This window comes from Streptomyces sp. NPDC054794, from assembly GCF_053611585.1.
Window position 1 is genome coordinate 43,955 of sequence record NZ_JBSHAQ010000048.1, and the last position, 11,980, is coordinate 55,934.

At 72.5% G+C, this 11,980-nt stretch carries 11 protein-coding genes; 3 read left to right on the forward strand and 8 right to left on the reverse strand.

The window, feature by feature from the left end:
- Positions 1-7 precede the first annotated feature (7 nt).
- Positions 8-1,792: a glyoxylate carboligase gene (gene gcl, locus ACWGKT_RS36730; RefSeq protein ID WP_453277050.1), complete on the forward strand. Its 1,785-nt coding sequence runs from the start codon at positions 8-10 to the stop codon at positions 1,790-1,792.
- Positions 1,793-1,974: 182 nt separating this feature from the next.
- The gene (locus tag ACWGKT_RS36735) at positions 1,975-2,811 is read left to right on the forward strand and encodes an alpha/beta fold hydrolase (protein ID WP_453277051.1); all 837 of its coding nucleotides are present in this window, start codon (positions 1,975-1,977) and stop codon (positions 2,809-2,811) included.
- Here ACWGKT_RS36735 and ACWGKT_RS36740 read toward each other — a convergent pair.
- From ACWGKT_RS36740 to ACWGKT_RS36775, 8 genes are all read right to left on the reverse strand, one after another.
- Positions 2,792-3,382, reverse strand: coding sequence for a TIGR04222 domain-containing membrane protein (locus ACWGKT_RS36740; protein WP_453277052.1), 591 nt, complete (start codon positions 3,380-3,382; stop codon positions 2,792-2,794). The two genes, ACWGKT_RS36735 and ACWGKT_RS36740, sit on opposite strands and share 20 nt — an antisense overlap.
- Positions 3,383-3,563: 181 nt before the next feature.
- Positions 3,564-3,800: a hypothetical protein gene (locus ACWGKT_RS36745; RefSeq protein ID WP_235456056.1), complete on the reverse strand. Its 237-nt coding sequence runs from the start codon at positions 3,798-3,800 to the stop codon at positions 3,564-3,566.
- 302 nt (positions 3,801-4,102) lie between these two features.
- Positions 4,103-5,575: a catalase gene (locus ACWGKT_RS36750; protein ID WP_453277053.1), complete on the reverse strand. Its 1,473-nt coding sequence runs from the start codon at positions 5,573-5,575 to the stop codon at positions 4,103-4,105.
- A gap of 198 nt (positions 5,576-5,773) precedes the next feature.
- A complete protein-coding gene (locus ACWGKT_RS36755) occupies positions 5,774-6,664 on the reverse strand; it encodes a 2-hydroxy-3-oxopropionate reductase (RefSeq protein WP_453277054.1) in 891 nt (296 codons plus the stop codon).
- Between the two features lie 29 nt (positions 6,665-6,693).
- A complete protein-coding gene (locus ACWGKT_RS36760; protein WP_453277055.1) occupies positions 6,694-7,533 on the reverse strand; it encodes a TIM barrel protein in 840 nt (279 codons plus the stop codon).
- A gap of 241 nt (positions 7,534-7,774) precedes the next feature.
- On the reverse strand, positions 7,775-8,680 hold the full coding sequence (locus tag ACWGKT_RS36765; RefSeq protein ID WP_453277056.1) for a transketolase family protein: 906 nt from the start codon (positions 8,678-8,680) through the stop codon (positions 7,775-7,777).
- Between the two features lie 66 nt (positions 8,681-8,746).
- A complete protein-coding gene (locus ACWGKT_RS36770; protein WP_453277057.1) occupies positions 8,747-9,457 on the reverse strand; it encodes a thiamine pyrophosphate-dependent enzyme in 711 nt (236 codons plus the stop codon).
- Positions 9,458-9,474: 17 nt separating this feature from the next.
- Complete coding sequence (locus tag ACWGKT_RS36775; RefSeq protein ID WP_453277058.1) at positions 9,475-10,785, reverse strand: MFS transporter; 1,311 nt, start codon at positions 10,783-10,785, stop codon at positions 9,475-9,477.
- 165 nt (positions 10,786-10,950) lie between these two features.
- On the opposite strand from ACWGKT_RS36775, the gene ACWGKT_RS36780 reads away from it, so the two are divergent.
- Positions 10,951-11,943: an aldo/keto reductase family protein gene (locus ACWGKT_RS36780; protein WP_453277059.1), complete on the forward strand. Its 993-nt coding sequence runs from the start codon at positions 10,951-10,953 to the stop codon at positions 11,941-11,943.
- Positions 11,944-11,980: the final 37 nt, after the last annotated feature.

Genomic DNA, 11,980 nt, shown 5'->3' on the forward strand with positions numbered 1-11,980 from the left:
GTACTCGATGGCTCGTATGACCGCCGCCCGCGCGGCAGTTGAGATCCTCAGGCGCGAGGGCGTCAGCAACGCGTTCGGTGTGCCGGGCGCGGCGATCAACCCCTTCTACGCGGCGCTCAAGGCGTCCGGCGGCATCCACCACACCCTCGCCCGCCATGTCGAGGGCGCCTCGCACATGGCCGAGGGCTACACGCGCACCCACCCGGGCAACATCGGCGTCTGCATCGGCACCTCCGGCCCCGCCGGCACCGACATGATCACCGGCCTGTACTCGGCCATCGGCGACTCGATCCCCATCCTGTGCATCACCGGCCAGGCCCCGACCGCGGTGATCCACAAAGAGGACTTCCAGGCCGTCGACATCGCCTCCATCGCCAAGCCGGTGACGAAGATGGCGGTCACCGTCCTGGAGGCCGCCCAGGTCCCCGGCGTCTTCCAGCAGGCCTTCCACCTGATGCGCTCCGGCCGCCCCGGCCCGGTCCTCATCGACCTGCCGATCGACGTCCAGCTCACCGAGATCGAGTTCGACCCGGAGACGTACGAGCCGCTCCCGGTCTACAAGCCGGCCGCGAGCCGCGCGCAGATCGCGAAGGCGCTGCGGATGCTCAACGAGTCCGAGCGCCCGCTGATCGTCGCCGGCGGCGGGGTCATCAACGCCGACGCCGCGGAACTCCTCGTCGAGTTCGCCGAGTTGACCGGCACCCCGGTGGTCCCGACCCTGATGGGCCGGGGCGTCCTGCCCGACGACCACGAGCTGAACGCCGGCATGGTCGGCCTGCAGACCTCGCACCGCTACGGCAACGCGACCTTCCTGGAGTCCGACTTCGTCCTCGGCATCGGCAACCGCTGGGCCAACCGCCACACCGGCAAGCTGGACGTGTACACGGCCGGCCGGACCTTCGTCCACGTCGACATCGAGCCCACTCAGATCGGCAAGATCTTCGCGCCGGACTACGGCATCGCCTCCGACGCCAGGGCGGCCCTGGAACTGTTCGTCGAGGCGGCACGGGAGCTGAAGGCCGCGGGCGGGCTGCCCGACCGCTCCGCATGGGCCGCCGCGGCGCAGGAGAAGAAGGCGACGCTCCAGCGCCGTACGCACTTCGACGACATCCCGATCAAACCGCAGCGCGTCTACGAGGAGATGAACAAGGCCTTCGGGCCCGAGACCCGGTACGTCTCCACCATCGGCCTCTCGCAGATCGCCGGCGCCCAGATGCTGCACGTCTTCAAGCCCCGGCACTGGATCAACTGCGGCCAGGCGGGACCGCTGGGCTGGACGATCCCGGCCGCGCTCGGCGTCGCCAAGGCGGACCCGCAGGCGCAGGTCGTCGCCCTCTCCGGCGACTACGACTTCCAGTTCATGATCGAGGAACTGGCGGTCGGCGCGCAGCACAAGATCCCCTACGTCCACGTCCTCGTCAACAACTCCTACCTGGGCCTGATCCGCCAGGCGCAGCGGGCGTTCGACATCGACTTCCAGGTCAAGCTGGAGTTCGAGAACATCAACTCGCCGGAGCTCGGGGTCTACGGCGTCGACCACGTCAAGGTCGCCGAGGGCCTGGGCTGCAAGGCGATCCGGGTCACCGACCCGAACGAACTGGGCGCCGCCTTCGAGCAGGCCAAGAAGCTCGCCGCCCAGTTCCAGGTCCCGGTCGTCGTCGAGGCGATCCTGGAGCGGGTCACCAACATCTCGATGTCGACCACCAACGACATCTCCAACGTGGTCGAGTTCGAGGAACTGGCCTCCGAGCCCGGCCACGCGCCGACATCGATCAAGACACTGAAAGTGTGACCGCCTGAGCGCTTGACCGCTTGAGCGCCTGACAGTCCGATCCGGCCGGTGTGCGGCGAGGGGCGGTCCAGCCCGGGGGAGATGGACCGCCCCTCTCGCTTGTCCGGGACGGGGTCTTGCCCGGGGTGGCTCCGTGCGTGGCCCCCTTTGCCTCGTCCGGCGGCTCCGGCATGCTCGGGGCCATGCGGATGACGGTTGCCACGGCGCTCGGTGATGTCGCGGTGCGCTGCGCCGGGCCGGCGGGGGCGCCCGGGTTGTTGCTGCTGCACGCCAACCCCGGTGACGGGCGGGACTACGACGCGGTGCTGCCCGCGCTCGCCGATCACCACCGTACCTATGTGGTCGACTGGCCCGGATACGGCGACTCGACCGTCTCCGATCCCGAGCTGGTGACCCCGGAGGGGCTGGTGGAGGTGGCCGGGCGGGTGCTGGGCGCGCTGGAGGGGGAGGGCGCGGTCACCGTCGTCGGCAACAGCGTGGGCGGGTACGTTGCCTGCCGGCTCGCCGAGGGGCCGTACGCGGAGCGGGTCGCCGGGCTGGTGCTGGTCGATCCGGCCGGGTTCAGCGCGAGCAACACCCTCACCCGCTGGTTCTGCCGCGAGGTGATGGGGCGCCCGGCGGTGGCCCGGCGGCTCGTCGTCCCGCTGGCCCGCGCCTATCTGGGCGCGCTGCGGACACCGAGTGCCCGCGCCACCTACCGGCTGGTGCGCCGGCTGCCCGGCGAGCGGGACCGGCTGGCGGTGCACTGCGCGCTGTGGCGGGGGTTCGCGGAACCCGGGTTCGGGCCGGCCGATCCGGCCGCCATCGACGTACCCGTGCTGCTGATGTGGGGGCGGCGCGACCCGGTCGTCCCCGCCTTCCTGGACGGCCGACGGGCCCGGCGCGCGCTGCCCCGGCACACGGTGAGCGTGCTGCTGCCGACGGCCCACGAGCCGTACAACGAGCGGCCGGACCTGTTCCTGCGGCACACGCTCGCGTTCCTGAAGGACCCGCGGACCTTCACACCGACCCGCAGCTGAAGCCTCCGCCGCCGCCCGAGCCTTCGGAGGACCCGCGCAGCACGCGCTCCGTGCTCCCGCCACGTCCGATCAGGCCCGCTTCCCCGGCGAAGCGCGGCGCGAGGGCGGTCAGGGCCCGGTCGCCGTGGAGGGCGACCAGGAGCAGGGTGTCCCGCGCCGACAGGCCGGACCGGCGGGCGGGCAGCGGGTGCCGGGCGCGCAGTTCCTTCAGGGTGCGGCGGGCGGCGCCGGTGCGGCCGGGCGGGAAGGTGCGGAGCAGACCGGCCGCCGTGAGGTCGTCGACCAGCCGGGCGAGCGCGGTGCGTACGCCCTGCCGGCCGAGCAACTGCCGCATGCCGGCGGGCCGGTAGAGGGCGGAGTGCACGGCCCGGGCCAGGGGCGGAAGGTTGTCGTCGTCGACCGGGCCCGTGGTGCGCATCGTGCCCCCGCGGCCCGCGCCGACGGCACCGCGCAGATGCAGATCGAGGACGGCGACGGTCACGGCGGCTCGGGGGCCGCCCCGGATCCGTGCGATCTCGTGCGGCTCCGGCTCCGTCTCCGGCCGGAACGCCGCCCCGTCGCTCGTGCTCATGACGCACCACCCCCACCCCTGGCGTGGGCCCGCCGCCCCCATGCCGACGGGCTCCGCGTGACCGGAATGTGCCCGCTGGACGGGGTGGTCGAAGCCTCCGCGGCCGTGTTTCAGAGGTTGATTTGAGGGTGGGGCTCCGTCGGCTCGTGCGTCGCGCACGGCCGGCCTGCGTGGCCTGCTCCTACACCTCGTCCTCGGACAGCCCCGGCCAGTCGTCCGGGCCGCCGCCCTGCCATTCGATGAGGTCGCTCTCCTCGACCTCGACGCGGTCCAGGTCCGCCATGCGCAGGATCTCGACGACGTCGTCCAGATGGGAGGCGATGCCGAGGGTCACGTCGCCCTCGGTGACCCGCCGGGAGCCGTCCAGGGCCGGGGCGTGCACCACGATGTGCGGATACCGCGTGGGTGGATGTGTCATGCCTCAAGGCTCCTGCGGACGGTGCGGATCCGCACCCCCAGGGAGCCTTGGCCGTCCGACGGCGCGAGGCTGGGCGCGACAGGACGTTCGCGCCGCCGGACGGGGTCTGTGAAAGGTGTGGCCGGGACCGCGGCGGATGCGACGGACCAAGGCGCCCTCCCCTCTGGTCGAGGAGGGTGCCCGGGTCCTTCACCACCGCACTGGCTCGCACGCCGCCGCGGTCCTCGCCCTGCCCGTACCGTGTCCGGGTCCGTGGTGGCCACCCCTCATCCGGGCCGCCCGGTCGGACGCGATACGGGAGCTCAGTCCTCGCGCAGGGCGCGGACCGCTTCCTCCACCCGCTTGCGGTACTCCGGGTCGGCGGCGTGGAAGTGCGCGAGGTTCTTCTCGATCACGTCGTCGCGGGAGACCTGCGCGAGGCCGCCGGCGATGTTCGCGACGAGACGGGACCGCTCCTGCGCGGACATCAGGCGGTACAGCTCGCCCGCCTGGTAGAAGTCGTCGTCCTTGGTGTGCTGCGGGGTCTCGTGGGTGCCGGTGTGGCCCGAGACCGCGAGCGGGGCCGACAGCGGGCGGCCGGTCTGCGCCGGGCCGTCGTACGAGTTCGGCTCGTAGTTCTTGGCGTGGCGGCCCTGGGAGTTGGACGCCATGAAGCCGTCGCGGCCGTAGTTGTTCGCGACCGTGGCCCTCGGGGCGTTGACGGCCAGCTGGGTGTGGTTGACGCCCAGGCGGTAGCGGTGCGCGTCCGCGTAGGCGAACAGGCGGCCCTGGAGCATCTTGTCGGGGGAGGGGCCGATGCCCGGAACGAAGTTGTTCGGGGAGAACGCGGCCTGCTCGACCTCGGCGAAGACGTTGTCCGGGTTGCGGTCGAGGACCAGTCGGCCCACGCGGCGCAGCGGGTGGTCCTTGTGCGGCCAGACCTTGGTCAGGTCGAACGGGTTGAAGCGGTAGTCCGCCGCCTCGGCCGCCGGCATGATCTGGACGTACAGCGTCCAGGACGGGTTCACGCCCCGCTCGATCGCCTGGAGCAGGTCCGTCTGGTGCGAGGCGGGGTCCTTGCCCGCGAGCTCGGCGGCCTGCTCGGAGGACAGGGAGCGGATGCCCTGGTTCGTCTTGAAGTGGTACTTGACGAAGAAGGCCTCGCCCTCGGCGTTCGTCCACTGGTAGGTGTGCGAGCCGTAGCCGTTCATGTGGCGGTACGACGCCGGGATGCCGCGGTCGCCCATCAGCCAGGTCACCTGGTGCGTGGCCTCGGGGGCGTGCGCCCAGAAGTCCCAGACGTTGTCGGGCTCCTGGCGGCCGGTGAACGGGTCGCGCTTCTGCGAGTGGATGAAGTCCGGGAACTTGATCGGGTCCTTGATGAAGAAGACCGGGGTGTTGTTCCCGACGAGGTCGTAATTGCCCTCTTCCGTATAGAACTTGACCGCGAAGCCGCGGGGGTCGCGCACCGCGTCCGCGCCGCCCAGGCTGTCCGCCACGGTCGAGAAGCGCAGGAACACCTCGGTGCGCCTGCCGATCGTGCTCAGGAAGTCGGCGTACGTGAAGCCGGTGACGTCGTCGGTCACCTCGAAGTAGCCGTACGCGCCGGAGCCGCGGGCGTGCACCACGCGCTCCGGGATGCGCTCGCGGTTGAAGCGCGCCAGTTTCTCCAGGAGGTGCTGGTCCTGGAGCAGGAGGGGGCCGCCGATGCCGGCGGAGGCGGAGTTCTGGTTGTCTGCGACCGGGGCGCCGGACTCCGTGGTGAGAGTTCGCGCCGTGAGCACGCGCTTCGACATCGTGGACCTTCCGTACGAGAGGGCAGCGGGGTCTTCGGAATGGGACTTCCGCTTTGTGGAGCTTCCGCTGGCTGGAGCCTAGGTTTGGGGCGAAGGGGACGTCAACAGTTTGTTGAACGAGATTCCGGGCGGCGCCGACGCCTGGGCGCGACAGGACAGTTGTCGGCGGCGGCACCGCCCGGAAGCTGTGGGGTCGGCTCAGACCTGGGCGCCGGAGAGGCGCTCCACGGCCCGCAGCAGGGCCGAGTGGTCCAGGCCGCCGTCGCCCTGGGCGCGCAGGCTCGCCACCAGCTGGGCGACCACGGCGCCGACCGGCAGGGCCGCGCCGACGCCTCGGGCGGCGTCCGTGACGATGCCCATGTCCTTGTGGTGCAGGTCGATCCGGAAGCCCGGCTTGAAGTCGCGGTTCAGGAAGTTGTCCTTCTTGCGCGTCAGCACGGTCGAGCCGGCCAGGCCCCCGCCCAGGACCTCCAGCGCCGCCCTGAGGTCCACGCCCGACTTCTCCAGGAAGACCACGGCCTCGGCGCAGGCCTGGATGTTCACGGCCACGATCAGCTGGTTGGCGGCCTTCACCGTCTGACCCGAGCCGTGCGGACCGCACAGCACGATGGTCTTGCCGAGCGCCTCGAAGATCGGCTCGGCCTCGTCGAAGTCGGCCTGGCCGCCGCCGACCATGATCGACAGTACGGCCTCGACGGCGCCGGCCTCGCCGCCGGACACCGGGGCGTCCAGGACCCGGATGCCCTTGTCCGCGGCCGCCCTCGCCAGGTCGACCGAGGTCTGCGGGGTGATCGAGGACATGTCGATCAGCAGGGCGCCGGACCGCGCGTTCTCCAGGATCCCGCCGGGGCCGTAGGCGATGGCCTCGACCTGCGGGGAGGCGGGCACCATCATGATGATCACGTCGGCGTCCCGCACGGCCTCTGCGATCGAGCCGGCCGCGGTGCCGCCGGCGGCCGTCAGGCGGTCCAGCTTGTCCTGCTCCAGGGTGTAGCCGGTGACCTCGTAACCCGCCTTGATCAGGTTCTCGGACATGGGGGAGCCCATGATGCCGAGACCTATCCAGGCGATCTTGGGGAGGTTGCTCATCTCGGGGTGCCTCTCGTGCGAGTGGTGGGTCAGCGGGCGGCGCGGGCTTCGCGGGGCAGCCAGTCGAAGGCCTCCGCGCTCGGGCGGTCGCCCGGCTTGTACTCCAGGCCCACCCAGCCGTCGTATCCGTTCTTCGTCAGCAGGCCGAGCAGGTCGCCCAGCGGGAGCGAACCGGTGCCCGGGGCGCCCCGGCCGGGGTTGTCGGCGATCTGCACGTGGCCGGTCTTCGGGGTGAAGCGCTCGATGGCCGCCGGCAGGTCCTCGCCGTTCATGGAGAGGTGGTAGAGGTCCATGAGGAAGCGGGCGTTGCCGAGGCCGGACGCCTCGTCGACCCGGTCCACGACCTCGACCGCGGCGGGGGCGCTCACCAGCGGGTACAGCGGTGACTCCGGCCGGTTCAGCGCCTCGATCAGCAGGATCGCGCCGATCCGGTCGGCGGCCCGGGCCGCGAGGACCAGGTTCTCCAGGGCGAGCGCGTCCTGTTCGGCCGGGTCGACGCCCTCGACGCGGTTGCCGTACAGCGCGTTGAGCGCCGTGCAGCCCAGGGACCCGGCGAAGTCCGCGGCCACGTCGACGTTGGCGCGGAACCGCTCCGACTCCTCGCCCGGGATCGACAGGGCGCCCCGGTCCGGGCCCGGGAGCCGTCCGGCGTAGAAGTTCAGGCCCGTGAGCCGTACGCCCGCGTCGTCGATCGCCTTCTTGAGGGCGTCGAGCTCCGAGCGCTCGGGCGTGGGCGAGTCGATCCAGGGCCACCACAGCTCGACCGCGGTGAAGCCGGCCGCGGCGGCGGCCGCGGGGCGCTCCAGGAGCGGGAGTTCCGTGAAGAGGATCGACAGGTTGACGTTGAAGCGCTGGTCTGCGAATCCCATCGGGGCCGCGCTCCCTTCCGTTCTTCGATTTCCGTATTATGGAAGTTTGTTTCTGCTTAATGGAAGATTGCAGGCCTGGCCGGGGGCTTGTCAAGAGGGCACGGAGCAAACGGCGCGGCCGCGGACAGCACGCCGCCCCGTTCCCGGCGGACGCGGGAACGGGGCGGCGGGGATACGTCTGTGCAGGTGAACGCCGGTGTCGTGGTGGCGACGGGTGGCTGTGCCGCGCGGCGGCGGGCGCCTACGCCGCGAGGAAGCGCGTGATGCGAAGCCGCATCCCCGCGCTGCCCAGCCCGTGGGCGATGGCGTGCTGGCGCGGGGTGCCGTAGCCGCGCACCTCGTCCCGGGCCACCCCCAGGGACAGCAGCCGGTGCGGCCGGTCGACGAGCGCCTCGGCCACCTCCGCGGCCGAGGTGCCCGCCAGGTACGGCTCGGCCAGTACGACGTTCGCCTCCGGCTGGTCGGCGAGCACCGCGCGCAGGGTCGCGGCGTCGAAGGGGCGCACGGTCGCGGCGTACAGGACCGTCACGTCCAGGCCCTCGGTGGCCGCGAGGACGGAGTCGGCGAGCGGGCCCACCGCGAGCACCGTGGCCGCGCCGCCCCGGCGCAGCACGTGAAAGCCCGGCCGGCCGCCCGGAGCCAGGGGGCGCGCGTTGGACTGGTTGGACAGGCGCAGGTAGACCGGGTCGTCGCCGCGGACCGCGGTGCGCAGCTGGGCCTCGGCCTCGTCGGGGTGGCCCGGCACATGGATGGTCCACCCCGGCAGCGTGGACAGCAGGGCGACATCACCGGGGGACTGGTGGGTGCGTCCGCCGCCCGCGATGTCGTACGAGGCACCCGCGCTCACCAGGATCGCGCCGACGCCCTGATGGTTGAGGTCCAGCTTGATCTGCTCGAAGGGCCGCTCGATCAGGAACGGCGCGAAGCTGTGCGCGATCGGGCGCATGCCGGCCAGCGCGAGCCCGCCCGCCACGCCGATCAGCAGCTGCTCCCTGATGCCCAGGTTGATCACCCGGTCCGGGTGCGCGGCCCGCGCCTCGTCGAAGAGCCGGGCGCTCAGGTCGGCGGTCACCACCGACAGCCGCTCATGGCTGCCGAGCAGGTCGGTGGTGACCTCGGCGAAGCGCTCGCGCATGGCTCCGGGCATGGGGTCCTCCGTATCGGGACCGACCCAAGTCGGCCGGGGGCGACCTGAGTTGGGCGGGTCGACGGTTCAGTGGTGGTCGAACGGTTCGTCCACGTCGGCGACGACCACCGTCGGCCGCCCGGACTCCGGCGCGTTCATGGCAGCGGCCAGCGCGGCGTGATCGTGGCCGTCGACCCGCGCGGTGGCCCAGCCCTCGACGGCGAAGCGGGCCTCCAGACCGCCCGGCCAGCCCTGGGTCGCCGAGTGGTTGTCGATCACCACGACGCGCAGCCGGTCCAGGCCGGCCCGCGCCGCGTAGGCGATCGCCTCGTGGTTGGAGCCCTCGTCCAGCTCGCCGTCGCCCAGGAGCACCCAGACCCGCGGCTCGTCCAGGCCCCGGGCGCGCAGGCCGAGGGCGGTGCCGACGGCGAGCGGCAGCCCGTGGCCGAGCGAGCCGCTGGAGATCTCCACGCCGGGCACCAGCATCCGGTCGGGGTGGTGGCCCAGGCGCGAGCGGAAGGAGCCGAAGGTGTCCAGCTCGTCGGGGTCGAGGAAGCCCTTGGCGGCCAGCACCGCGTAGTACGCCATCGGGCCGTGGCCCTTGGAGAGGTAGAACCGGTCGCGGTCCTCGGCCAGGTCGGGTGTCACCCGCAGCACCCGGTCGTAGAGCACCCACAGCACGTCGAGCGTCGAACTCGCGGCCAGGGCGTGCTTCTCGTCCCCGGTCATGCGCGCCATCAGGGCGGGCAGGTCCGCGAAGCGGTACGGGGCGCGCACCGGGCGCGTGGCGGTCGTCATGACGGGGCTCCCGGCGGTCAGGCGGCTTCGGCGAGCGCGGTGGACGGTGCGGCGGAGTCGGACCCGGACCCGGCTTCCGACTCGGGCCCGGATCCGGGCCCGGACTCGGCGGGCCGCGGCCGGTGCCGTTCGGCGTCCCGGGCGAGCGGCACGACCGCCGCGGCGCACACCAGCACCGCGCCCGCCACCGCGGCCCAGCCCCAGCCGCCCCAGGACATCGTGGCGGCCGCCACCACGCCCGGCCCCAGCACGCTCTGGAGGATCATGTGCAGATGGAAGGTCCCGAGGTACTCGCCCTGGGCCTCCTCGGGGGCCAGACCGTGCGCCAACCCCCAGCCGGAGGCGGCCTGTTGCAGCTCCGCGACGGTCAGCAGCAGCATGGCGACGCCCAGCGCCACCGACGCGGTGACGGCGCCGCCGACCGTCGCGGCGGCCGCGACGGCGCAGGCCGCGGCCAGCCACAGTCCGGAGCGCCGGGCCAGCCGCGCGGCCCCGGCCACCGTGTCCGCGCCCCGGCTCGCCGCCACCTGGAACGCGATGACGAAGACCGTGTTGGCGATCATCAGCAGCGGGATCAGCCCGTGCGGCGCGTCCGTGCGCTCCACCGTCCACAGCGGCAGGACCACCAGGATGATCGACGCGTGCAGCGCGAGCGGCGCGGACAGCGCCGTGACCCCGACGAACCGCAGGTCCCGCAGGGCGCCGAAGCGCCGGGTCCGGCCGGCCGCCGCCGACCGCCGCCCAGGGGGCAGCCGCGCCACGAGCAGGGCGGCGCCCAGCCACAGCACGCTGCTCGCCCACGGCAGGGCGCGGACGAAGAAGCCGCCGCCGAACAGCGCGAGCGCCGCCACGCCGCTGCCCACGCTGAACCCGATGTTGAACATGGTGCGCAGGATCGCCCGCACCTGGACCCGTTCCTCCGGTTCGACCACCGCCGAGACGAAGGCGCCGAAGCTCGGCCCGACGCCGTACTCCACGAAGCCGATGGAGACGATGAGCGCGTAGAACGCCGTCGTCGAGTGCACCGTGGGATACAGCGCGAAGCCCACCGCCTGCAGCACGAAGACCACCGCGAGCATGCGCCGGGCGCCCACCCGGTCGGCCAGCATGCCCAGCAGCAGGGAGGCCACGAAACCCGACAGCGCCGCCGCCGAACTCCCCAGCGCCACCTGCCCGGCCGACAGCCCGGTCACCGTGGTGAAGTACACGACGCTGCCGCTGAGGAAGACGCCGCGCCCCACCGCGTACGCGAGGTTGACGGCGGACAGCAGCCGCTGCGGACCCGGCCGTGGGATCAGCGCGTCCCTGGCGTGCTGCAGTGCGGGCATCTCACCACGCTCCTTCGGCTCCGATTCGCTGGAGACCGTACGAGGACCGGAAACAGCCGTGGCGGAAAGGGACTTGAGAGCCGCTGGAGACGCGGACGGGCACGCCGTCGAGGCCCGCCGGACCCGCCTCCGACCGTGCGGGAAACGCTCCTACCCTTGCGGGCCATGAGGCATCGGAGACTGGGCAGGACCGGGCTGCGGGTCAGCGAGATCACCTTCGGCAACTGGATCAACGTCACGGAGGGTTCGGCCGAAGAGGTCGCGCGCACGGCGCTCGAAGCGGGCATCACCACCTTCGACACCGCCGACGTCTACGCCGGGACGCTCGCCGAGACGATCCTGGGCCGCGTCCTCGCCGCGGCGCGGCGCGAGTCCGTGGTCATCAGCACCAAGGTGTGCGCGCCGGTCGGGCCCGGCCCCAACGACCGCGGCCTGTCCCGCAAGCACGTCATGGAGGCCGCCCACGGCTCCCTGCGCCGGCTCGGCACCGACTACATCGACCTGTACCAGGCCCACCGCTACGACGAGGACACCCCGCTGGAGGAGACCCTGCGGGCCTTCGACGACCTCGTACGCCAGGGCAAGGTCCTCTACGTCGGCGTCTCGGAGTGGACCGCGGACCAGATCTCCCGCGCCCTGAAGCTCGCCGGGGAGATGGGCCTCGACCGGATCGTCGCCAACCAGCCGCAGTACAACATGCTGTGGCGGGTCATCGAGGCCGAGATCGTCCCGCTGTGCGCCCGCGAGGGCATCGGCCAGCTCGTCTGGTCGCCGCTCGCCCAGGGGCTGCTGACCGGCAAGTACCGACCCGGAGCGGCGCCGCCGGCCGGCTCGCGCGCCCACGGCCCGGCCCGCTCGCAGTTCTCCGTCGGGGCGCTGACCGAGGACGTGCTCGCCCGGATCGCCCGGCTCGGCGCCGTCGCCGACGACCTGGGCGTCACCATGCCGCAGCTGGCGGTCGCCTGGGTGCTGCGCAACCCCGCCGTCTCCACCGCGATCGTCGGCGCCACCGAGCCCCGCCAGATCGTCGAGACCGCCGCGGCCTCGGAGACCGTCCTGGACGACGAAGCGGCGGCGCGCATCGACGAGATCCTCGAACCGATCGTCGAACGCGACCCGGCCCGGACCCCGGCGCATCCCACCGACTACCGCAAGTAGGGTGCCCGTCGGCTCGCACAGCGCATCGGTCCACCCC